General features: G+C 46.7%; 20 protein-coding genes, 1 pseudogene and 1 riboswitch. Of the genes and pseudogenes, 18 read left to right on the plus strand and 3 right to left on the minus strand.

What is annotated here, in order from left to right:
- The first annotated feature begins 121 nt into the window (after nt 1-121).
- The 9 genes from D1B31_RS06875 to D1B31_RS06915 all read left to right on the plus strand — a co-directional run bounded on the left by D1B31_RS06875 (nt 122) and on the right by D1B31_RS06915 (nt 10,836).
- Complete coding sequence (locus D1B31_RS06875) at nt 122-1,024, plus strand: nuclease-related domain-containing protein (RefSeq protein WP_118920032.1); 903 nt, start codon at nt 122-124, stop codon at nt 1,022-1,024.
- Between the two features lie 954 nt (nt 1,025-1,978).
- Nucleotides 1,979-3,469, plus strand: coding sequence for a glycerol kinase GlpK (gene glpK / locus D1B31_RS06880; protein WP_118920033.1), 1,491 nt, complete (start codon nt 1,979-1,981; stop codon nt 3,467-3,469).
- Between the two features lie 177 nt (nt 3,470-3,646).
- The gene (locus D1B31_RS06885) at nt 3,647-4,102 is read left to right on the plus strand and encodes a MarR family winged helix-turn-helix transcriptional regulator (RefSeq protein WP_118920315.1); all 456 of its coding nucleotides are present in this window, start codon (nt 3,647-3,649) and stop codon (nt 4,100-4,102) included.
- Complete coding sequence (locus tag D1B31_RS06890) at nt 4,099-5,826, plus strand: ABC transporter ATP-binding protein (RefSeq protein ID WP_118920034.1); 1,728 nt, start codon at nt 4,099-4,101, stop codon at nt 5,824-5,826. The genes D1B31_RS06885 and D1B31_RS06890 overlap by 4 nt, the downstream gene beginning before the upstream one ends.
- Complete coding sequence (locus D1B31_RS06895; RefSeq protein ID WP_118920035.1) at nt 5,826-7,694, plus strand: ABC transporter ATP-binding protein; 1,869 nt, start codon at nt 5,826-5,828, stop codon at nt 7,692-7,694. Before D1B31_RS06890 ends, D1B31_RS06895 begins: the two co-directional genes overlap by 1 nt.
- Before the next feature lie 172 nt (nt 7,695-7,866).
- On the plus strand, nt 7,867-8,649 hold the full coding sequence (locus tag D1B31_RS06900) for an amino acid ABC transporter substrate-binding protein (RefSeq protein WP_192894751.1): 783 nt from the start codon (nt 7,867-7,869) through the stop codon (nt 8,647-8,649).
- A gap of 74 nt (nt 8,650-8,723) precedes the next feature.
- Nucleotides 8,724-9,383: an amino acid ABC transporter permease gene (locus tag D1B31_RS06905; RefSeq protein WP_118920037.1), complete on the plus strand. Its 660-nt coding sequence runs from the start codon at nt 8,724-8,726 to the stop codon at nt 9,381-9,383.
- Nucleotides 9,384-9,398: 15 nt separating this feature from the next.
- Nucleotides 9,399-10,145 carry an amino acid ABC transporter ATP-binding protein gene (locus D1B31_RS06910; RefSeq protein ID WP_118920038.1) on the plus strand — a complete coding sequence of 249 codons (747 nt, stop codon included), beginning with the start codon at nt 9,399-9,401 and terminating at the stop codon, nt 10,143-10,145.
- An 82-nt stretch (nt 10,146-10,227) separates the two neighbouring features.
- On the plus strand, nt 10,228-10,836 hold the full coding sequence (locus D1B31_RS06915) for a class I SAM-dependent methyltransferase (RefSeq protein WP_118920039.1): 609 nt from the start codon (nt 10,228-10,230) through the stop codon (nt 10,834-10,836).
- A gap of 53 nt (nt 10,837-10,889) precedes the next feature.
- Here D1B31_RS06915 and D1B31_RS06920 read toward each other — a convergent pair whose 3' ends face one another.
- The gene (locus tag D1B31_RS06920; protein WP_118920040.1) at nt 10,890-12,572 is read right to left on the minus strand and encodes a CoA-disulfide reductase; all 1,683 of its coding nucleotides are present in this window, start codon (nt 12,570-12,572) and stop codon (nt 10,890-10,892) included.
- Between the two features lie 175 nt (nt 12,573-12,747).
- Between D1B31_RS06920 and D1B31_RS24160 the strand changes: the two genes are divergently transcribed.
- From D1B31_RS24160 to D1B31_RS06940, 5 genes and pseudogenes are all read left to right on the plus strand, one after another.
- Nucleotides 12,748-12,915, plus strand: a complete 168-nt coding sequence (locus D1B31_RS24160; RefSeq protein WP_158587483.1) for a hypothetical protein — start codon at nt 12,748-12,750, stop codon at nt 12,913-12,915.
- Nucleotides 12,916-12,930: 15 nt separating this feature from the next.
- Nucleotides 12,931-13,248, plus strand: a pseudogene (locus tag D1B31_RS06925) (redoxin domain-containing protein); the annotation flags it as partial.
- 138 nt (nt 13,249-13,386) lie between these two features.
- On the plus strand, nt 13,387-15,585 hold the full coding sequence (locus D1B31_RS06930; protein ID WP_118920316.1) for a sensor domain-containing protein: 2,199 nt from the start codon (nt 13,387-13,389) through the stop codon (nt 15,583-15,585).
- 122 nt (nt 15,586-15,707) lie between these two features.
- Nucleotides 15,708-16,757, plus strand: coding sequence for an aldose epimerase family protein (locus tag D1B31_RS06935; protein WP_118920042.1), 1,050 nt, complete (start codon nt 15,708-15,710; stop codon nt 16,755-16,757).
- A 57-nt stretch (nt 16,758-16,814) separates the two neighbouring features.
- Complete coding sequence (locus D1B31_RS06940; protein WP_118920043.1) at nt 16,815-17,195, plus strand: YbaN family protein; 381 nt, start codon at nt 16,815-16,817, stop codon at nt 17,193-17,195.
- 50 nt (nt 17,196-17,245) lie between these two features.
- Here the strand turns inward: D1B31_RS06940 and D1B31_RS06945 are convergent, their stop codons facing one another.
- A complete protein-coding gene (locus D1B31_RS06945) occupies nt 17,246-17,734 on the minus strand; it encodes a QueT transporter family protein (protein WP_118920044.1) in 489 nt (162 codons plus the stop codon).
- 6 nt (nt 17,735-17,740) lie between these two features.
- Nucleotides 17,741-17,785, minus strand: a riboswitch (PreQ1 riboswitch).
- A 265-nt stretch (nt 17,786-18,050) separates the two neighbouring features.
- Between D1B31_RS06945 and D1B31_RS06950 the strand changes: the two genes are divergently transcribed.
- Both D1B31_RS06950 and D1B31_RS06960 read left to right on the plus strand, forming a co-directional pair.
- The gene (locus D1B31_RS06950) at nt 18,051-19,385 is read left to right on the plus strand and encodes a hemolysin family protein (protein ID WP_118920045.1); all 1,335 of its coding nucleotides are present in this window, start codon (nt 18,051-18,053) and stop codon (nt 19,383-19,385) included.
- A gap of 256 nt (nt 19,386-19,641) precedes the next feature.
- Entirely contained in the window at nt 19,642-21,000 is a 1,359-nt protein-coding gene (locus D1B31_RS06960; RefSeq protein ID WP_118920047.1) for an amino acid permease, read from the plus strand.
- Between the two features lie 457 nt (nt 21,001-21,457).
- On the opposite strand, the gene D1B31_RS24165 is transcribed toward D1B31_RS06960, so the two are convergent.
- Complete coding sequence (locus tag D1B31_RS24165) at nt 21,458-21,616, minus strand: hypothetical protein (RefSeq protein ID WP_158587484.1); 159 nt, start codon at nt 21,614-21,616, stop codon at nt 21,458-21,460.
- 179 nt (nt 21,617-21,795) lie between these two features.
- On the opposite strand from D1B31_RS24165, the gene D1B31_RS06965 reads away from it, so the two are divergent.
- Nucleotides 21,796-22,710: a phosphate acyltransferase gene (locus D1B31_RS06965; protein WP_118920048.1), complete on the plus strand. Its 915-nt coding sequence runs from the start codon at nt 21,796-21,798 to the stop codon at nt 22,708-22,710.
- A gap of 13 nt (nt 22,711-22,723) precedes the next feature.
- A complete protein-coding gene (buk, locus tag D1B31_RS06970; protein ID WP_192894757.1) occupies nt 22,724-23,812 on the plus strand; it encodes a butyrate kinase in 1,089 nt (362 codons plus the stop codon).
- The last annotated feature ends 57 nt before the right edge of the window (nt 23,813-23,869 follow it).

Here is a 23,869-nt window from a genome sequence, read left to right on the forward strand (position 1 = left end):
CCCGTAATCGGGTGTCTCTTTTTTTGTTGGGAAATAATTAACAGAAAATTCATATTTGTTTAAGTGGGGTATGCGGAGTTCAGATAAAATTAGAATAGAAACCTAGAAAGGGAGTGACTTTTTGATACTGAAAGAACGAACGGAATCCCATGAACTGATCGGCCTGCGGTATTTGAAGACGCGCATGGAGTTGTCGGAAAACAAAAAGTTTTACTTGGCGAATTTGGAATCAGGCTACGAGGGGGAACTTGCTTTTGACAAGCTAGCCGCAACACTTCAGGAAGAAAGGTATATCCTGAATGACATGCTTCTCGAGGCGAATAACTCCGATTTCCAAATTGATAGTATGATCGTCTCGGAAGGGATCACCAACTTAATTGACGTGAAGAATTTGAAAGGCGACTACATTTGGAAAGATGGGCAACTGTATACTAAGAAAGGAAATAAATGCAAGAACCCTGTCGAGCAACTGAACAAAGCCGACCTCCTTTTCCACCAATTTCTCAGGGACAACAAGTTAAATTTCCTCGTTCAATCCCGCCTGGTTTTCATCCATCCCGAATTCACTTTATACAATGCTCCCGAGGATCATTCAATCATCCTCCCAACACAAGTTAACCAATTTATTGATCAGTTGAATAGCCCGTCTCGGCTCAATGACGGACATAAAAAGCTGGCCCAGATTCTTCTGTCTGCCATCAAGGATGCCAGCCGGTACTCCAAGCTGCCGGAGTATAGTTATGAAAAGGTATGGAAGGGCATGTTTTGCAAAACTTGTCTGTCGAAATTGGCTATTCTCGACAAGCGTTTTTTGGCATGCAGAAATTGCGACTTCAAGGAAGAAAAACAAGCTGCGATTGTAAGAAATGCAAAAGAGTTTATGTTTCTCTTTCCCGAGAGAAAATTGACAATCAAAAGCTTGATGGAGTGGTGCCAATTAGAGTTGGGTAGAAGGACTTATACAAGAGTATTAATGAAGTATTTTAAAGCAAGGGGCGGTGGAAAGAATATTTACTACGAATAACAGTTTAATAAAGGGCTATATCCAATAAAAGCTGTCGTGCGCAGGGATGGATAAGAAAATGCAATACAAAATTTTGTTTAGTTATCAAGCAAGATTGCGATTCGCGGTTTCGCATCAAAGTGTCGATTGAAACTAGTTAGAATGGCGCGCAAAGCTGTGATACGCGTCAAAGATTCGTTTAAAACTAGTTAGAATGGCGCGCAAGATTACGATACGCGTCAAAGTGTCGCTTAAAATCGGTTAGAATGACGCGCAAGGCTTCGATACGCGTCAAAGTGTCGCTTAAAATTGGTTAGAATGACGCGCAAAGCTGTGATACGCGTCAAAGATTCGTTTAAAACTAGTTAGAATGGCGCGCAAGATTACGATACGCGTCAAAGTGTCGCTTAAAATTGGTTAGAATGGCGCGCAAGGCTTCGGTTCGTGCCAAAGTGTCGCTTAAAATTGGTTAGAATGGCGCGCAAGGCTTCGATACGCGTCAAAGTGTCGCTTAAAATTGGTTAGAATGGCGCGCAAGGCTTCGATTCGTGCCAAAGTTTCGCTTAAATTCGGTTAGAATGGCGCGCAAGGCTTCGATTCGTGCCAAAGTGTCGTTTAAAATCGTTAGAATGGCGCGCAAGATGGCGATTCGCGCCAAAGTGTTGCTTAAAATCAGTTAGAATGGCACGCAAGATGGGGATTCGCGCCAAAGTGTTGCTTAAAATCAGTTAGAATGGCGCGCAAGATGGGGATTCGCGCCAAAGATTTAGTGAAACTCAGGTTTGTTAACGCGGAAGCCCCCGACCCACGACAGTCATCCCCAAAAAGGAACCACGCCGCAAGAGCAAGGCAGTCGGCTGCGGATTTTTTGGCAAAAATTCTCCTGAATCGAGTTCAAAGATGAACCCAATGCCCCTTTGAGGGTATACTTTTCATAACAATTCCAAGGTTATGAACAATGGGGGAGGAATTTCATTGGAAAAGTATATTCTATCGCTGGACCAGGGTACCACCAGTTCAAGGGCGATTCTCTTTAATAAGGCAGGCGAAATTGTCCATGTCGCGCAAAGAGAGTTTACCCAGCATTTCCCAAAGTCAGGCTGGGTGGAACACAATGCAAACGAAATCTGGGGATCCATCCTGTCGGTGATCGCAAGCGCTCTTTCGGAATCGAATATCAAGCCGGAGCAGATTGCCGGGATTGGGATTACGAACCAGCGTGAGACGACAGTTGTATGGGATAAGGAAACCGGGACGCCAGTGTATAACGCAATTGTTTGGCAATCGCGACAAACGAGCGGGATTTGCGAAAAACTGAAAGAAAGCGGATACAATGACCTTTTCCGCGAGAAGACGGGGCTGTTGATTGACGCTTATTTTTCCGGCACGAAAGTAAAATGGATTTTGGACAATGTTGAAGGCGCGCGGCAAAAAGCTGAAGAAGGAAGGCTGCTGTTCGGGACGATTGATACGTGGCTGATTTGGAAGTTGTCTGGTGGCCGTGCCCATGTGACAGACTATAGCAACGCTTCCAGGACTTTGATGTTCAATATTTATGACCTCAAATGGGACGAAGAGCTGTTGAAAATTTTGGACGTGCCAAAATCAATGCTGCCTGAGGTGAAATCTTCTTCGGAAATTTTCGCGCATACGATTGAAGAGCATTTCTTCGGCCAGCCTGTGCCAATCGCCGGGGCTGCGGGAGATCAACAGGCGGCCTTGTTCGGGCAGGCGTGTTTTGAAAAAGGCATTGCTAAAAACACTTATGGAACCGGCTGTTTCATGCTGATGAACACTGGGGAAAAAGGGGTGAAATCCGAGCGCGGCCTGTTAACGACCATTGCCTGGGGGCTCGGTGGGAAGGTTGAATATGCCCTCGAAGGCAGTATCTTCGTTGCCGGTTCAGCCATTCAATGGCTCCGCGATGGCCTCAGAATGCTAAAAGATGCAAAGGACAGCGAGGAGTATGCTGAGAGGGTAGACTCCGCGGATGGGGTGTACGTCGTGCCGGCGTTTGTTGGTTTGGGCACTCCTTATTGGGACAGCGAGGTAAGGGGCGCGGTCTTCGGCCTGACAAGGGGAACGAGCAAGGAACATTTTATCAGAGCGACACTTGAGTCGCTCGCTTATCAGACGAAAGATGTCCTCTCCGCTATGGAGGCAGATTCCGGCATTGAGCTGAAAACACTGCGTGTTGATGGCGGTGCGGCCATGAATAATTTTCTGATGCAATTTCAAAGTGATCTTCTAGGAGTGCCTGTTGAAAGGCCTGTCATCAATGAAACAACGTCCCTTGGCGCTGCATACCTCGCCGGTCTGGCGGTTGGCTACTGGGAGAGCATGGACGAGATTGCCGCCCAATGGGCAATTGACCGCTCCTTTGAACCGCAAATGCAGGAAGAAAACCGAACCGAACTTTATGATGGATGGAAAAAAGCTGTCAAGGCTGCGATGGCATTTAAATAATACAAATCCCGGAGAACGTGCAACTTAGTTCTCCGGGATTTTTTAGTTAAAAAACTAGGAGTTTTTTGCAAAAAAACAAACTTTCCACGTGACAGGAGCACAAAATCGAAGTATACTTAATAACGCTAATAATTAAGTAACCTAACTAATTATTCCGAGGTGACCAAAGTGGCTGAAATGGATAGTGAAATTTCGCAAAAGCTGATCAATACATTTATGCAGTTCAGGAAAACCGGCTGGCATACGAAAAAAATTGCCGGCTGCAATCCAAGTGAGTTCAAACTGCTCATTGTTATCAAGAAAGGGATGAATGAGGGGACGGAGGCAATGAAGGTTTCAGAAATTAGCCAGAAACTTCAGGTTACCCCGCCTACCGTGACTCAGCTCATCAATGTACTTGAAAAAGACGGGCTTGTAGAACGGACAATTGACCCGAAGGACCGCCGCGCGGTAAAGATAAGGCTGACAGAGCAGGGCCTTGAAGTGACCCTTAAGGCGAAACAAGCTTTTAGGGAAACGTTCCTTGGCTTGATTGACCACCTTGGCGAGGAGGACAGCCATAAGCTTGCCGAATTACTCGAAAAGGTCAATGAATATTTCTTAAACGAAAGTAAGAGAGAAGGTAAAGCATGAAAAAATTAAGCAAATTCTTAAAGCCATTTGCTTTAATGACAGCATTTGTACTTGTTCTCGTTTTTCTCCAGTCGCTGTCGGAGCTTTATTTGCCTACGCTCATGGCCGACATTGTCGACAAGGGCGTTATGAATGGGGACTCCGCATACGTTTGGAAAATCGGCGGGTACATGCTTCTCGTTGCTGCGGGCGGAATGGCCTGTTCAATCGCTGCAAGTTATTACTCGGCAAAAGTCGCTTCCGGATTCGGGAAGAACCTCCGAAGCAAAGTTTTTTCTCATGTCAGTGGGTTTTCCCTGCACGAATTTGACCAGATTGGGACATCCTCGCTGATTACAAGAACAACCAATGATATTACCCAGGTCCAGCAAGTGCTTGTCATGATGCTCAGGATGATGGTCATGGCGCCGCTCATGTGTATTGGTGGAATTATTATGGCGGTGTCAAAAGATGCGAAGCTGACTCTTGTTCTCGCAGTATCCTTGCCTGTCCTTATTTTAGTCATTGTGATTCTTGCAAAAAAAGGCCTTCCCTTGTTCAAGTCGATGCAGAAAAAGCTCGACGGCTTGAACCGGGTACTCAGAGAGAACCTGACTGGAATCCGGGTTGTCCGCGCCTTTAATCGGATTGAACACGAGAAAAAGCGCTTTGATGTCGCGAATCTGGATTTAACGGAGACGGCCATTAGAGTAAACAAACTGATGGCAACGCTTATGCCAATTATGATGATTTTCCTCAATCTGACTACCGTGGCCATTATTTGGTTCGGCGGCATCCGGATTGATCACGGGCATATGCAGGTCGGGGACTTGATGGCTTTCATTCAGTATGCCATGCAAATTATGTTTTCGCTTGTCATGGTCTCGATGATGTTTGTGATGATTCCGCGCGCGGCTGTTTCTGCGGGCCGGATCACCGAAGTGCTGGAGCTGACTGCTGATATTAGCGATCCACTTGCACCGAAGCAGCCGGAAGCTGGAAGAGGGGTTGTCGAGATCCAGGATGTTACATTCCGCTACCCGGGTGCCGAACTGCCGGCGCTCTCAAGCATTTCTTTCGCAATGAAACCGGGCGAAACAACGGCCATCATCGGAGGGACCGGGTCCGGCAAGTCGACTTTGGTGAATCTGCTGCCGCGCTTTTATGATATTGAGAGTGGCAGGATCCTTATAGACGGAGTCGATATCCGTGAGATGACCCAGGACGATATTAGAAGCAGAATCGGCTTTGTTCCGCAGCAGGCTGTCTTGTTTTCTGGGACAATAGCTGAGAATATCCGCTTCGGAAAAGAAGATGCCACCGATGAGGAAATCCGTCATGCAGCGAAAATTGCCCAGGCCGAAGACTTTATTGAGGCAATGCCGGATGGCTATGATTCTATCATTTTCCAGGGTGGATCCAATGTTTCCGGAGGCCAGAAACAAAGGCTTTCCATTGCCAGGGCGCTTGTCAGAAAGCCTGAAATCTATGTGTTTGACGACAGTTTTTCTGCGCTTGATTTCAAAACGGATGCGAAACTGAGAGCGGCTTTGAAGGCAGAAACAGGCGATTCATCGGTCCTGATCGTTGCCCAGCGGGTCAGCACTATCATGGATGCCGACCAGATCATTGTTCTTGATGAAGGAAAAATCGCCGGCATTGGCAAACATAGAGAACTGCTGGAAACAAACAAGGTTTATAGGGAAATTGTCATGTCTCAGCTTTCCGAGGAGGAGATTGTCTGATGAGCAACGAGAAACAGAATCATGGACGTGGACCGGGAGGCGGATTCGGTCCCCGCGGCATGGGCATGCCTGTCGAAAAGGCGAAGGATTTCAAAGGGACGCTGCGGAGACTGATTGGCTACTTGAAGCCTTTTAAACTCCAGCTTCTGAGCGTGCTGCTCACTGCGATTATTAGTACCATTTTTGCCATCGTCAGCCCGAAAATCATGGGAAAGGCCACCACAAAATTATTTGAAGGCCTGATGATGAAAATAAGGCGCGTCCCTGGGGCAAAAATTGATTTTGATTATATCGGACAAATCATAGTTATCTTGATTGGGCTGTATGTTATCAGTGCCGCCTTCGCCTACCTCATGCAATACATTATGGCCGGTGTCGCGCAAAAAACGGTGTACAACCTGAGGAAGGAAGTCGAAGCAAAGCTTAATCGGCTGCCGCTGAAGTATTTCGATTCGAGGACACATGGAGAAGTGCTCAGCCGGGCGGTCAATGATGTTGATAATATCAGTAACACCCTTCAGCAGAGTCTGACACAAGCGATTACTTCGTTCGTGACCATCATCGGTGTCATTATCATGATGCTCTCGATCAGTCCACTGATGACACTGATTGTCGTTGCGACACTTCCGTTAAGTGTCTTAGGTATTGCAAATATAGCCAAGAAATCGCAGCAGTATTTTATGGGGCAGCAAAAATCGCTTGGCATGCTAAATGGACACGTCGAAGAAATGTATACCGGCCATAAGATCAGCAAGGTTTTCGGCCATGAACAGAAGTCACAGGAGAAATTTGAAGAAATCAATGAGCAGTTATATGAATCTGCCTGGAAAGCCCAGTTTATTTCGGGAATGATCATGCCAATCATGTCCTTCATTAACAATATAGGCTATGTCCTCGTTTCAGCTGTCGGCGGTATTCTCGTGATGAAAAAGACGATTGAAATCGGGGATGTCCAGGCGTTTATCCAATACACAAGGCAGTTTTCCCAGCCGGTAGCCCAAACGGCACAAATTGCGAACATCATTCAGTCGACAATTGCCAGTGCGGAGCGTGTGTTTGAAATTTTGGACGAAACCGAGGAAGTTCCTGAACCGGCAGACGCCCGGGAATTAGCGGAAGTAGCTGGCGAAGTTGAATTTAAACATGTTTCATTCGGCTATAAAGAGAATGGGATGTTAATAGAAGATATGAACATCCAGGCCAAGCCAGGGCAGAGGGTGGCAATCGTCGGTCCGACAGGCGCTGGCAAAACAACGCTGATCAATCTATTGATGCGTTTCTATGAGCTCAACTCGGGAGAAATCCTCATCGACGGCGTCAATATCACCAACCTAAAACGGAGCAGCCTCCGGAGTTTGTTCGGGATGGTCCTTCAGGATACTTGGCTGTTCAACAGTACAATCCGGGATAATATCGGTTACGGGAAGGAAGGCGCATCTGATTCGGAAATCATCGCTGCCGCGAAGGCCGCCAATGCGGACCACTTTATCCGGACGCTTCCCGATGGCTATGACACAATCCTAAACGAAGAAGCCTCGAATATTTCCCAAGGTCAGAGGCAGCTTCTGACAATTGCCCGGGCCGTCTTGGCTGACCCGGCTATCCTGATTCTCGATGAGGCGACGAGCAGCGTCGACACCCGGACAGAGGTGCAAATCCAAAGAGCGATGGACCATCTCATGAAAGGCAGGACTAGCTTTGTCATCGCCCACAGGCTCTCAACCATCCGAGATGCCGACCTCATCCTTGTCATGAATAAAGGCAAAGTCATCGAACAAGGCAATCATGAAGAACTTCTAGAAAAAGCCGGCTTCTACGCCGACCTCTACAACAGCCAATTTGCAGGTAATACGAGAAGCGCCGGCTGAAATAAAAAGGCAATGTCCCTCAACTAAGACGGGGCATTGCCTTTTATTGTTATATAGAAAAATAAAAGAGAGGGTTGTTCAATAAAACACTTGATGTTATAATCTGATAGTGTGATAATATGGTAACGTACTAAAGGATTTTCAAAAAATATAAATAAGGGTGGTTAAAATGATGAAGCGTTTAGGAATGACAGTCTTTTTGATTTCTGCATTGTTTATGATCCTGACAGGCTGCTCAGGCAGCTCAACAGCCGGAAAAGGAAACAACGATACACTCATTATCGGAATTGACGATAAGTTCGCGCCAATGGGATTCAGAGACAAGAGCAATGAGCTTGTCGGCTTCGATATTGACTATGCGAAAGCAGCTGCCAAGGAAATGGGCATGAAGGCAAAGTTCCAGCCAATCGACTGGAAAACAAAAGAGTCCGAACTGAGCAGTGGACGGATTGACCTGATTTGGAACGGATACACTATTACGGACGATCGGAAGAAAAAGGTTCTTTTCACAAAGCCTTATCTTGAAAATGCCCAGGTGGTTGTCACTCTTGCCGACTCGAAAATTGGCAAGCTGGCTGACTTGGAAGGAAAAGTCGTTGGTCTCCAAGGATTGTCTTCAGCTTCAGATGCATTGGCGGCAAACCCGGTGAATACAAAAGTTAAAACAGTAACCGAGTTCGCGGACAATGTCATGGCGCTTAACGATTTGAAGAGCGGCCGTCTGGATGCGGTTGTCATCGATGAAGTCGTCATCGACTACTACATGACCAAAGAAGAAGGCACCTTTAAAGTCCTTGATGAGTCACTCGCTCCTGAGCAATATGGAATCGGCGTGAAAAAGGGCAACGAGGAACTTCTTGAAAAGCTACAAAAAGCCCTCGATCAATTGAACGAGAACGGCAAAGCCGCTGAAGTTTCAAACAAGTGGTTCGGGGAAGATAAGATACTAAAATAATAACTGAATGATAAACAGGACAGGGGTTCCTATAGGAACCCTGTTTGTTTCGGTTTTGCTACGGAGGAATTCCTATGTCTCTCGACTATATCTTTTCAATCAGCGGACCCATGCTGCAAGGGGCAAAAATGACGATTCTGCTCTTCTTCGTCGCGATCATCTCATCCATTCCGCTTGGATTTTTGCTGACGCTCGCAGTGAAAAGCAGTTTTAAGCCGCTATCCTGGCTGGCTCAAGGATATATTTATGTGATGCGCGGTACGCCGCTTCTGCTCCAACTTTTGTTCATCTGCTTCGGTCTGCCGATGCTTCCAGTAGTTGGGGAATATTTAGTGCTGGATCGATTCTTTGCGGCTTCGCTCGGCTTCATCCTAAACTATGCGGCTTATTTTGCGGAAATCTTCCGCGGCGGCCTGTTGGCGATTGATAAAGGCCAGTATGAAGCCTCACAGGTGCTTGGCTTGTCAAAATGGCAAACAACTGTCCGGGTCATCTTGCCGCAAATGTTCAGGATTGCCCTACCGGCTGTCGCGAACGAATCGGTCACGCTTGTAAAAGATACAGCACTCCTATACGCTGTAGCCGTTCCTGAATTGCTTCATTTTGCCCAGACGGCTGTGAACCGTGATTTTACAATTGTTCCATTTTTCGTAGCCGGGGTTATTTATCTTGCCATGACGCTTGTATTGACGGTTTTCTTTAAATGGATTGAGCGGCGCTTTAATTTCCAATAGAAAGGGGTGGGGAAAATGGCTATGATTGAAGTAAGCAATATAAAGAAGTCTTTCGGCCAGGTCGAAGTGCTGAAGGATATTTCTTTTGAAGTGAATAAAAATGAAGTTGTCGCGATTATCGGCCCTTCCGGTTCCGGCAAAAGCACCATGCTCCGGAGCCTCGTCCATCTCGAAAAAATTGACGGCGGCAGCATTGCGGTTGAGGGAGATTATCTGGCGAAGGATGGTGTCTACCGAAGCCAGCTGGAAACAAAGCGGGTCACTACGAAGATGGGGATGGTATTCCAGCATTTCAATCTGTTTCCTCACCTAACCGTGAAACAAAATCTCGAACTGGCGCCTAAACTTGTCAAGAAGGATCTGTCTGTTGGGTTACGGAAACGGACCGACGAGCTTTTGGCAAAAATCGGCCTCACAAGCCATGCGAATGCGTACCCGGCCAACCTATCAGGTGGTCAAAAGCAAAGGGTAGCGATTGCCAGAGCGCTCATGATGGACCCGGACATCCTCCTTTTTGATGAGCCGACATCCGCGCTTGACCCTGAACTAACTGGCGAGGTGCTCCAGGTCATGAAGAAGCTCGCTGAGGAGCATATGACGATGATTGTTGTGACACACGAAATGGGTTTTGCCCGTGAGGTGGCTGACCGGGTGATTTTCATGGATAACGGTGAAATCGTGGAAGAAGGACCACCGTCGGAAATTTTCACGAATCCTCGCAACGAACGGACGAAGGCCTTTTTAATGCGAAGCCTGAAGTAAATGGAATCTTCATCAGCAGCGGTTTTTTTCTTTCGTCCTAATGATTAGCCGTGCTGAATCGAATCAAAGGATGAGATGTTAATTGGATAAGGAACGCTATCATGATACCCTGCTGAATATAAAAACGGGTGGCAGCCAGAAAGGTTTTTTAAAGTCGATTCATTACCACCCTTATGAACCGACCCCTTATGAGGCACTCAAAGTACTGTTTTCCGAGTATAGTCTTTCAAGCCGGGACAGGCTTGTTGACATTGGCTGCGGAAAGGGCAGGCTGGCGTTCTATGCCAATGATCTCTTCAATGCAACCGTTGTGGGTATTGAGATGAATGAAGTTTTTTGGCATGAGGCGATGGAAAACCGGACTAGCTACTTGGCAAAAAGGAAGAAACGCAGCGACAAGCTTCATTTTTACTGCTGTCTGGCTGAGGAATACGAGATTCAGCCGGAGGATAATCGGTTTTATTTCTTTAATCCATTTACACTGGCTATTTTTGCAAAAGTAGTTCACAGGATTCTGGAATCTGCAGAAAAAAGTCCCCGGGAGATTGAAATGATTCTCTATTATCCTTCCGGAGATTATGTTCATTTCCTTGAATACCAGACTTCCTTTGAATTAGTCCAGGATATTCCGCTGCCCGGCTTGGCCGAGAAAAATATCAATGAGCGGTTTCTTGTATACCGTTTGCAATAATGCAGATTTACGTTGAAAAATGGCCTCCCAATAAATGGAGGCCATTGTTGTTTTTACTCCTTAACCGATTTTCCACAGTTCGTCGCTGTGGGTTCATAAACAGATGAATAAGTTTTGTAGCCGCCGTCGAGGTTTTTCACCTTAATGCCGTGCTGGGACAAGATTCTAGCGGCAAGGTAACCGCGCAGGCCTACCTGGCATGATACATAAACCGTTTCGTCTTTTGGAAGCTCCGAAGCTCGCTCGCGGAGTTCACCCAGCGGGATGCAGATCGAGCCTTCAATATAACCCTTTTCCCGCTCGGAATGCTCGCGTACGTCAATAAGCATGCCCCCATCCGCAACGATCTCATCAATCTCATGCCATTGGACCGCTTCTACGAGGCCGTCGGCAATATTCATAGCTGCATAGCCCGCAATATTGACAGGGTCCTTCGCCGATGAGTATGGCGGTGCGTAAGAAAGTTCCAGAGCCGGCAAATTATAAATAGTCAGGTCGCCTTTAATAGCGGTAGCGATGACATCAATTCGCTTGTCGACGCCATTCTTGCCGATGGCCTGGGCACCGAAAATCTTCCCGGTTTCTTTGTCAAAAATAAGCTTCAGCGCGATTGGCGCTGCACCGGGATAGTAGCCCGCGTGGGAACCAGGATGGACATGGACAACCTCATACGGAATGCCAAGCCTGTTCAAGGTCTTTTCGTTGTTCCCGGTTGCTCCCGCGGCCAGGTCAAACACTTTTGCAATGGATGTGCCAAGTGTGCCGTTGTACTTCGCCGCAAGGCCGCTAATGTGATCGGCGGCAAGACGGCCTTGGCGGTTCGCAGGCCAGGCAAGTGGAATCTGCGTCGGCTTGCCGTTAATATAGTCGGTGACTTCAATTGCATCCCCGATTGCATATATGTCAGGGTCATCTGTCTGCAGATACTCATTGACCACAATCCCGCCGCGCTCGCCAGTCCTCAACCCAGCTTCGGCCGCCAGTTTGTTTTCTGGACGGACCCCGATGGCCAGGATAATCATATCGGTTTCGATCTTCCGCCCGCTGTTCAACACAATCGCTTTGCCGTTTTGTTCAAAAGAAGAAACGCCGTCTTCCAATATCAGGTTGACTCCCTTTTCTATCATATGGCCATGCAGGATGGAGGCCATCTCAACATCGAACGGCGCCATTACTTGATTGCCCATTTCAACGACGGTAACCTCAATGCCGAGATCCCAAAGGTTTTCAGCCATTTCAATACCGATAAACCCGCCGCCAATGACTGTTGCCTTCCGCGGCTTTTTCTCATCTGCATACGCTTTGATTTTATCGGTATCTGGAATATTCCTTAACGTAAATAAAGCTTCTGCCTCTTCAATGCCTGGAATTGGCGGCTTAATTGGACTCGCGCCAGGGGAGAGAATCAACTTATCGTAGGATTCCTCGTACGTTTCACCTGTCTTCAAGTTTTTCACTTCAACGGTTTTCCGGTCGCGATGGATCTTCGTTACTTCGCTTAGGTTCCGGATATCAAGATTGAACCGATTTGTCATGCCTTCGATCGTCTGGACAAGCAGTTTATCCCGGTTCGTAATTGTTCCGCCTATATAATAAGGAAGCCCGCAATTTGCAAAAGAGATATATTCACCGCGTTCGAACAGAATGATGTCTGCTTTCTCATCAAGCCTGCGCAGTCTGGCAGCTGCTGTAGCACCGCCAGCTACTCCGCCTACAATAAGGACTTTTTTGCCCATCTATCTCATCCTTTCAAAAATGGATTAAAATCTATGTTCATTATACCCCTATGGGTATATGGGTGTCAAAGAAATTTTCGGAAGTTGCGAAATTATTCACAAACTTGATTAACCCGCCACTAAAACGATAAGGTATACTAGACACAACTCGCTTTGAAAGGGGAAAAGACATTATATGCGTAACCGAAAAACCTTACTAAGCTTTTTCCTGTTGATGGCCTTTACGCTCGTACTGGCCGGCTGTTCAGGGAATAAAGCTTTACTTGATGACAAGGGGAAGGAAGTTTCCCTGGAAAACAAGGACAAACCTACTCTCGTATTCTTCTTCACCGGCAATACCTGAGACTATTGTAAATCGCAGCTGGTCGAGCTGCAGAAAAACAAAAATTTATTTGCTCAATTCCCGGGTGATGTTTATGCCCTAAGCGCATCCTCCCCAGAAGATCATAAAGAATTGAAAGAGGAGCTTGGGCTGGACTATACTCTCCTATCTGATAAATATCTGACTCTTATTGAAAAAGCGGAGCTGAAGGATCCGAGTGGACCGAAATCAGTGAGGGGTTTCGCCGTCCTTGATAAGGACGGAAACATCCTTGAATCCCAGCAGTTGGACCCGTTCGGGGACCAGGTTGGGGAAATCATCCCGTATGCGGCCCAAAAGGTCGGCGGACAATAGTCCACTTAGAAACTGTTTGCCTAAATCCGGCAGGCAGTTTTTTTATGGAAAAAAACCACATTGAGCCAGTGCTTAATTTTTGGTATGTTAAAAGAAGAGAAAAATGCCGAATATTGTCAAAGGCATAAAGGGGCCATTATGAAAAACATACTCTTCAGGAATAGAGGCAAAAAGCTCATCATCTTCTTCATTATCGTCGTGCTGGCTGCGGAAATCAGTTCCATTTTTCTGCCGTTAAACGAACAAATTCTCCATGCCCTTATTTTGCTAGCCGCTTCTTTGTTGCTTTTGGTCATGCTGAAAGGGGTAAATCTGACAACGGAAGAACTTCAGAAAAACAGGCATCGGCTTGACGCCATTTTTGACAGCCTTGATGTGGCCATCTGGTCACACGACTTAAAAACGAATCATTTAAAGATTACGCCCGGAATTGAGAAGCTTTATGGGTATTCCCTTGCCGAATTTTATCATGATCACAATTTGTGGAAAAGGGTTATTCATCCGGATGACATGGTTGTTTTGCCAGAGAGGGATTTGGCGCTCTCTAAAGGTGAAGCGATTACGAGCATTTATCGGATTATCCGGCCGGATGGGGAAATCCGCTGGATTCAGGACAGAGGAATTCCAACGGTTGAAAAGGGAAAGCTTGTTAACTTCAGCTCGGTGCTTTTTGATATTACAGACAAAAAGGAAAGTGAAAACCGCTATAGAAGTCTCGTTGAGATGTCCCCCGATATTATTGCTGTTTACAGTAGGGGGAAGATTGATTATGTAAATGAAACTGGAGCAAAAGTTTTTGGTGCCAAGTCGCCAGAAGAAATGATTGGGATGCCGCTCTCCAAATTAATTCCGACCAAAGATCTGAACGAGATGAGGTTCAGGGAACTGACCATTGGGGAAGAAAGGCCGGATGAAATTAACCTTGAATTCCAGGCTGTCCGCATTGATGGCCAGCTGATTGATGTAGAAATGGTTTCAATGCCGATTTTTTATGAGGGAAGGGCGGCAAGGCAAATTGTCGGCCGAGACATTTCGGAGCGAAAAGCAGCTGAACAGACGATCCAGTTTATGGCCTATAATGACGGGCTCACTGGTTTGCCCAATCGGAACAGATTCAGGGAAAAGTTATTGGAAGCAATGTCCAGGAACAAGGCGGAAAAGCTTGCTATCCTATTTCTTGATTTGGATAGGTTCAAGATCATTAATGACACAAAGGGCCATACAGTTGGCGATCAGCTTTTGAAGGCGGTTGCCGATCGGCTGAGCCAGGTTGTTGGCAGCGATGGCATCGTTTCCCGCCAAGGAGGGGATGAATTTATTATCTTGCTGGAGGGTATGGACCGGCAAAAAATCATCAAGGTTGCCAAGCGGATTTTGAACAGTTTCTCTAAACCGTTCGCCATTGATCATGAAGTGTTCTATGTCACGCCAAGCATCGGAATCAGTGTCTACCCATCGGATGGAGAGGATGGGGAAACCCTTATCAAGCATGCCGATATTGCAATGTATCTGGCAAAGGACCGTGGCAAAAATAACTATCAGTTTTATACCGCTGGCCTCCATGGGCTTTCATCCCGCAAAATGGAAATGGAAACTGGCCTCCGCAAGGCGTTGGAGCTTAACCAATTTGAGTTGTATTACCAGCCCCAAATTGAATTGAGTACAGGCTATATTATTGGAATTGAATCGCTCATCCGCTGGAACCATCCTGAACGGGGAATTATCTCGCCTTGTGAATTCATTCCGCTTGCCGAAGAAACCGGCCTGATCGTCCCAATTGGCAACTGGGTTTTGAAAGAAGCGTGCAAACAGCACAGGAGCTGGTTGAGTCAAGGGTATTGGCCAATGGTTATGTCCGTGAACATTTCAGTCAGGCAGTTCCAGGACGATGACTTTGTCAGTTCCGTCAAAAGGATTCTTAATGAAACCGACATGGATCCCGGCTATTTAGAATTGGAAATAACCGAAAGCATTATGCAAAACTTTGAGCGGTCCAATCTCATAATAAAAGATTTAAACCGGCTCGGAGTAAAAATTGCTTTAGATGATTTTGGAACAGGCTACTCTTCACTAAGCAATCTTAAGCATCTTCCAATCGATACGATCAAAATCGACAAATCCTTCCTAGATGATATGGAGGATGGTTCAATGGTCAAAACGATTCTAGACATGGGATTGAATATGGAGTTCCATGTGATTGCGGAAGGGATCGAGCAAAAAGAACAAGTAGACTTTTTATTGGTGCATGGCTGCAAAGTCGGCCAGGGGTATTTATTCAGTGAACCGATATCGGTGGATGGCATGGAGGGTATGCTCAATAAAAAGGTTTTGGTTTGAAAAGGCAGGGGCACACCTGCCTTTTTTGGAACAATAAAATGGCTTCAGGCGAAAAATATCCTTGTATACGATAAGATAGATAGAGATAGGCTGTTTATTTATGGAGCAAGGAGATGAGGAAAATGGAAATAACGAAAAAGAAGATTGGTGAACTTGGCGGCAGCGAAGTCACTGCCTATACAGTCAAAGGGAAAAACGGAATGACGATGACCTGCCTCGATTATGGCTGCATTATTACAGAGTTTATCGTACCCGATCGAGAAGGGAAGCTTGAAAATATTGTCCTCGGCTTTGACAACATAGAGGATTATGTCGAACACTCGCCATATTTTGGCGCAGTGGTCGGAAGGATTGCCGGCAGGATTAAAGAAGGCCGATTCACACTTGACGGCAAGGATTATCATATGGCAAAAAATAATGGTGAAAACCATCTCCACGGTGGAGAACGCGGTCTGGACAAGGTGATTTGGAACCTAGAGACAAAAATAGAAACAGATAAAGCTCAACTGATTTTTACATATGAGAGCCCGGATGGCGAAGAAGGGTATCCTGGAAATGTATCGTTGCGGACTGTCTATACGATCACAGACCAAAACGAGCTTGTGATTGAATACAATGGCACGACAGACAAGAAAACAATTCTGAACCTAACGAATCATACATATTTCAATTTAAGCGGAAATGCGAAGTCGACAATCCTGGAACACACACTGCAAATTGACAGTGACAAGTTCCTTGAACTCGATAGCGGACTGATGCCGACTGGAAGGCTCCTTGATGTCGAAGGCACCGCGTTTGATTTCCGGAATGGAAGGAAAGTGGCGGACGGGCCTGCTTCAAGCCATCCGCAAAACATTCTTGCCGGAAAAGGCTATGACCATCCGTTCGTCCTGAATAGGAAAAAGCAGCCTGCGATTAAAGTGAGCTGTGAAGAAAGCGGCCGGACGCTTGAAGTCGAAACAAATCAGCCTGCCGTCGTTCTTTATACATCAAACCAGCTTGAAGGCGACTTTCTTATCAATGGCAATGTCAAGGCGGAACGTTATCTGGCACTCTGCCTGGAAACGCAGAAGCATCCAGACGCCATCAACCACCCGGATTTCCCATCGGTTGTACTCGATAAAGGCGAAGAGTATTATTCTTATACGAAGTATTCGTTTAAAGTGGAATAAACGTTCATTTGCATTACCTGTTTAAAAAGATTGAAAACATGAAAGGGGGAGGCGGGCATGGTTCGAAAGCCACTGCGACTGCTGTTTGTCGTCGCGGGGTTTTTATCGCTCGGAATCGGCATCATTGGAATTGTTTTGCCGATTATTCCAACAACCCCATTACTCCTTCTGGCATCTTACTGTTTCATGCGGGGCTCGGAAAGATTCGAGAGATGGTTTAAGGGCAGCAAGCTATATAAAAAGCATCTGGAAGAATTCGTCCGTAAAGGCGGCATGACATTACGGCAAAAACTGACCATCCTCCTTTTGGCCGACTTCATGATTGCCATCCCGTTTATTATGATCGACAGGTGGATACTCAGGCTCGTGCTCGTAGCCGCAATCATTTATAAATATTATTATTTCTTTGCAAAAATAAAGACCGTTCCTAACAATTAGCTTTTTGAACATAAAAAGCCTGCTCCTGAATGGAAGCAGGCTTTACCTATTTAATCAACGAGCTTTTCAAAATTGAGGCGTTTGTTAATGGCAACCATTAATGGCGCACCAACTGCCATGACAACGAATTCACCGATGGCAACAGTCAACCAAGTGGCGAAAAACGGCCATTTCATAGCAATGTTTAATTCCCAAGCGATTAGGAACATCGTAAATGTGAAGACAACAGTGTTGACCGCCATCCTCGCCCAAATTCCTTTTATAAAGCGGCAAGAAAAAATCGTGATTAACAAGGCAATGACAGATTGTCCGAACCCAAAGACGAGGTCAAGTGCCGGGTTAGGCGAGAAGAAAAGATTCGCCAGGAAAACACCAACAATGATACCGAAAAAGTACTTTTTATTGAAAACGACGAGATGGTTGAACATCTCGGATAAGCGGAATTGGATATTTGAAAAACTAAGCGGTGCGACCAGCATCGTGACCACAATGTAAAGCGCGGCAATAAGCGCATTTACAGCAAGTGTCCTATTCTTCATTGTTCTCTCTCCTTAGTTTTTTATCGTGGGAGGTTCTCGAACCACGCGGGATTTGCCCGAAGTTTACATTATAGTCCGCCATTCAGTAACCGTCAATAGGATTTTTTTGCAAAAAAGGCGACCGGATGCGGAAAAAAGAAATTGATTTAGCGAAGAATACGAATCCCTTCCTTAGGGTATATCGTAATAACTGGCTGTACTTGCCTATTATTGAAGGAATATTTTCCTGCCAATAAGCGGAAACCTAACAAAGAACTTGTATGAATGAAACCTCATATTATTTTTATTGATTACTTATTCCCGGGAGCTGGTTTTATTGGTAATTGAACTACTTGTACTGGCAATTCTAATCCTTTTGAATGCATTTTTTGCAGCATCGGAAATTGCCTTTATTTCATTAAATGATAATAAAATTAGATTAATGGCGGAAAACGGCAATAAGAAGGCAAAAATGCTTGAGAATTTCCTATCTGAGCCGAGCCGTTTTCTCGCGACCATCCAGATCGGGATTACACTTGCCGGGTTCATGGCAAGTGCTTTTGCCGGTAAAAGCTTTGCCGGCCGGCTTGGGGGCTGGCTTAAGGAGATTGGCGTCCCGCTTTCCCATAGCTTGTTGGTCACCCTGTCGCTCGTTGCCATTACGCTTATCCTATCTTATTTTACGCTCGTCCTAGGTGAGCTTGTCCCTAAGCGGCTCGCTCTTCAAAAAGCGGAACCGATTGCTTTTTTTGCCGTCAAACCGCTCATTATTTTGTCAAAAGTAACGTCTCCATTTGGTAAACTGTTAACGGCGTCCATGAATGGTATTGTCCGCCTATTTGGAGTGGATCCGAATGCGGAAGAGGAGAACGTCACCGAAGAAGAAATTCGCATGATGATTGATGTTGGCAAAGAAAAAGGAACGATCCTGGAAGCCGAAAAAATCATGATTAATAATATATTCGAATTTGACAATAAAACGGTTTCGGATATCATGACGCACCGGACGAACATCGTCGCGCTTCCGATTGATTTCACCTTAAGCGAGGTGGTCAACCTCGTCGTGCATGAAAAATATACGCGTTTTCCAGTTTATGAGGAGCATATTGATAATATTATTGGCATCCTGCATGCCAAGGATCTCCTTCAGTTTATTGAAAATTCCTCAGAAGATGCATTTAACCTCAGGAAGCTGATTCGCGAACCGTTTTTTGTCCTGGAGTCACAAAGGATTGACCATTTATTCAAGGATATGCAGACAAACAACGTCCATATTGCCATCGCAATTGACGAATATGGAGGCACGGACGGGATTGTTACGATTGAAGATGTGATTGAGGAAATCGTTGGAAATATATTTGATGAATACGATGAGCCTGGGGTGGATGACGAAGAATATACGATGATTGATGAGAGCACGTATATGATTAATGGAACAACGAATTTGTATGAAGTGGAGCGCCTCTTAAAAGTCGATCTCCCGATTCAAGAATACGATACGCTCAGCGGATTTGTCATCGGCCACCTTGGCTACATCCCTAGCGCGCTCGAGCAGCATACGTTCCAGCACAAGAATATTTTGTTTACGGTGGAAGAAATGGATGACCGCCGGGTGAAAAGAGTCCGCGCCGATATTCTGGACGGGGAATCAATGGATGATGTGGAGGAATAAGTGGTGAGGACACGGATTTCCCTGGATGCGTGACAGGTAACGGCGGAAAACGTGTTAAGCTGTCACGCAAAGCCCAACGGCACGCGCCCACGCAGGACTTGCCAAAAAGAAAGTTGGAAAATTTCTTAAAGAAAGCCAGATGTATGTGGTATTATGGATGGATAAATCGTATCGAGGGCAAAATCCTTCTTTTAATGCGAGAGAAGGGTTTTTGCGATAAAACAGCAGCTATTTCTAGTCAACGGGGGTTTTTTAAGTGGGGAGCAGTCATCATGAGACAGAAGGGTTGAAACGAGCGTTAAGCAGCAGGCATATTCAGTTGATTGCCCTTGGAGGCGCAATTGGAGTCGGGCTGTTTTACGGGTCGAGCGCAACAATTAAACTAGCGGGACCGGCAGTCGTTCTGTCATACCTGATTGGTGGAATTGTGATTTTCACCATCATGCGTGCGTTAGGGGAAATGGCGGTCGCTGAACCGGTTTCCGGCTCGTTTAGTTCGTATGCGAACAGGTATTTAGGCCCGTTCGCCGGCTATTTGACCGGCTGGACGTATTGGTTTATGTGGGTTGTCGTCGGAATGGCCGAAATCACGGTCGTCGGCGTCTATGTGAATTATTGGTTCCCGGATATCCCGCAATGGGTGAGCGCACTGGTTGCGCTGGTCATCATTACAGCGGTCAATCTGATTAACGTAAAAGCATTCGGCGAATTTGAGTTTTGGTTCGCGATGATTAAAATAGTTGCCATTGTTGGCATGCTCGTTGCCGGGCTTGCGATTATCTTTTTTGGTTTCGGCAATGGGGGCGAAGCGGTCGGCTTTGAGAACCTGTGGGTACACGGTGGATTTGCGCCGAACGGCCTGACAGGCATCCTGTTGTCACTCGTGATGGTCATGTTCTCGTTCGGTGGCGTCGAGCTGGTCGGAATCACGGCGGGCGAGGCTGAAAACCCTCAGCGGACAATTCCGAAAGCAATTAACAGTGTGATTTGGCGAATTCTTATTTTCTACATCGGCGCCCTCGGTATTATGATGATATTGTTCCCGTGGGACCAAGTCGGCGCGGAAGGCAGTCCGTTCGTGCAGATTTTTGACCATATCGGCATTCCCGGTGCAGCGCACATCATCAACTTTGTTGTAATCACTGCCGCCCTGTCTTCCTTTAACAGCGGTTTGTTCAGCACCGGCCGGATGTTGTACAACCTTTCTTTGCAAAATAACGGACCGAAATTTTTTGGAAAATTGAACAAAGCGAGTTCTCCGAGCCGGGGCATCCTGTTCTCGTCGCTTTTCTTGCTTGTTGCAGTGTTTTTGAATTATGTGGTTCCTGAAAAGGTGTTCATCTATATTTCTGCGGTTGCAACGGTGGCGGTCATCACCAGCTGGACAATCATTCTTTTGACCCAGTTGAAATTCAGGAAAGCAAGAACAGCAGAAGAAGTTCGTTCGCTTGCGTTCAAGCTGCCTTTCTACCCATTTTCATCATGGTTCGCCCTCGCTTTCCTGGCGATGGTCATCGTCTTGATGGCATTCATCGAAGGAATGCGGGTTGCATTGTTCGTCGGCCCGGTGTGGTTTGTCATTTTATACGTTGGATATAAGATGAAACGAAATTAAGGTTTGTATATTAGGCCAGGGTCGCTGCCTGGCTCTTTGGAAACGCTGATCCGGTGGGATTGGCGTTTTTTTGTGTTGGTAGTTGCTATTTTATGGGCCCCGGGAGTTACCTCTCAAGTTCGGACAGTGAACCGTGCTTTCAAGCTCGAGCAGTCCAAAGATATCCTAAGTTCGGACAATCAACCGTGATTTCAAGCTAAAGCGGTCCGAAGATGCCCCAAGTTCGGACAGTGAACCGTATTTTCAAGCTTGAGCAGTCCGAAGATGCCCCAAGTTCGGACAGTGAACCGTATTTTCAAGCTTGAGCAGTCCGAAGATGCCCAAGGTTTGGACAGTGAACTGTGATTTCAAGCTTGAGCAGTCCGAAGGTGCCCCAAGTTCGGACAGTCAACCGTGTCTTCAAGCTTGAGCAGTCCGAAGATGCCCTAAGTTCGGACAGTGAACCGTGATTTCAAGTTCAAGCGGTCCGAAGATGCCCAAGGTTCGGACAGTGAACCGTGATTTCAAGCTTGAGCAGTCCGAAGATACCCCAAGTTCGGACAGAAAACCAGGTTTTCAAGCGCCAATAGTCCGAAGTGGGTTTGATAATTGGCCTTTCGTTCACTAAACCTGCCATCTCAAACCGAAATCCAGCCCGCCTTCCATACGCATTCACCGTTTTGTAACAAAGTTGGCATGAAGCGGGTGCTCCGTACGATTGCAAGCGTTTACAATAATAGTGAGTGTGGATGGAACGGCGTATGCTCTAGTACATCGGGAGCATGGACCACTTTTGCCATGAGAGGGGTTGGGTGAATGCGGTACGGAAGTTTTTCGGAGGTTATCGAGGAAGCGAAGCGGAGAAGGCCGATCAGGATGAGTGTCGCGGCGGCGCAGGATTTGGCGGTGCTTGAGGCGATTAAGGATGCGGTTGAGTTGGGGATTATCGAGCCGGTTTTGGTGGGGGATCACAACCAAATTTCACAACTCGCTAGCCTGATGGGCTTTCCATTAAATAAATTCGAGGTTATTCCGGCATCAACGGATGAGGAAGCGGCGTTCAAAGCGGCGGAAATCGCGAGTGACGGCAGAACTCAGGCGATCATGAAAGGGCTCGTGAACAGCACTCCGTTTCTGAAAGGTGTTTTGCACCGGCAGCTGAGTTTGCGAACCGGAAGGATTTTTAGCCATTTATCGGCGTTTGAAATTCCCGGAACCGAGTCGCTGTTGTTTATGACGGATGGAGGCATTAATATCTCGCCTGATTTCGGGCAAAAGAAGCAGATTGTTCTGAACGCGCTTGAATTCCTGAAGCAAATTGGGATGGACAGTCCGCGTACAGCCATTCTTGCCGCGAATGAATTGGTGATGGAGTCAATGCCGGTGACGTGCGAGGCGAGCCTGCTTGTGGCGGAAATCAAGGTAAAGATGGACATACCGATTGAAGGCCCGCTACCGCTCGACTTGGCGATCAGCAAGGACTCGCTCCTTCATAAGGGAATCGACAGCGAGCTTGACGGCAAGGCGGATTTGTTGATTGTTCCGACCATTGAGGCAGGCAATATTTTTGGTAAAGCGATTACGTATTATGCGCACGGAACGATGGCCGGCATTGTCCTTGGGGCAAAAGTGCCACTCGTCCTCAATTCGCGTTCCGATTCGGCCAAGGCAAAGCTTGCATCGATTGCACTCGCGGTTGTCGCGGCATCGAACGCGGCAATTCCGGTATAAAGGGGTGACAACTGTGTCCAAATGCATTCTTGCAATCAATCCGGGTTCGACCTCTACGAAGCTGGCGATTTATGAAGATATGAAACTTCTTTTTGCAAAAACGATTCGCCATGGCGAGGAGGATTTGAATCGATTTCGAAGATTGGCGGACCAGATTCCGTTCAGGCTTCAGGCTGTAAAAACGTTTATGGAGGAGAATGGCTTTGATTCAGCGTCACTTTCGGGGGTTGCCGGACGGGGCGGATTGCTAAAACCGTTGCAAAGCGGCACGTACGAGGTGTGCGAGGCGATGCTCGAGGATGCAAGAACTGGTGTGTTTGGCGAACATGCTTCCAATTTGGGATCAATCCTGGCTTTTGAAATTGCCAGCGAGGTTGGGATTCCGGCTTTCATAGTTGATCCGGTTGGCGTGGATGAATTTATACCGGAGGCACGTTTGTCGGGTTTTGCGGGGATTAAACGAAAAAGCCAGCTGCACGCGTTGAACATGAAAGCTGTTTCGCGCAAAATCGCTAGCGAAATCGGGAGGCCGCTTGATGAGCTGAATTTCGTTGTTGTGCACCTTGGGGCGGGCATTTCTGTCGCCGCTCAAAAGCGGGGAAAGCTGATTGATGTCAACAATGCCGACAATGAAGGGCCGTTTTCGCCTGAACGGGCCGGGACACTTCCATTGAAACAGCTGATCAGCCTTTGTTATTCGGGCAAGTATACCGAAAAAGAACTGATTCATCTTGTGACGAGACGGGGCGGAGTCTGTTCGTATTTGGGAACGAAGAGTGTTATGGATGCGGAAGAGAGAGCACTCGCCGGTGATGCGGAGGCGGAACTTGTGCTGCGTGCTATGGTTCACCAGATTGCAAAGGAAATCGGCGCAATGGCCACAGTTCTTGACGGCGAAGTCGACGGAGTGATTTTGACAGGCGGTTTGGCTCATTCCGACTATATCATCGTCCGAATCAAAAAAAGGGTCGAGTTCCTAGGTAATGTGTACGTTTTCCCCGGAGAAGAAGAATTGGAAGCCTTGGCTGCCGGTGCGCTGAGAGTGCTGAATGGGGAGGAATTAGTGCTGAGGTACTCTGGGCAAAGAGAAGAAGTTAGGTAAAATAGCGTGTTCGTGAAATCGTATGTATAGTTTTAGAGAGGGGTGGCCAAAGATGGC

The organism is Neobacillus notoginsengisoli (genome assembly GCF_003515685.1).
Lineage (GTDB): Bacteria > Bacillota > Bacilli > Bacillales > Cytobacillaceae > Bacillus_D > Bacillus_D notoginsengisoli.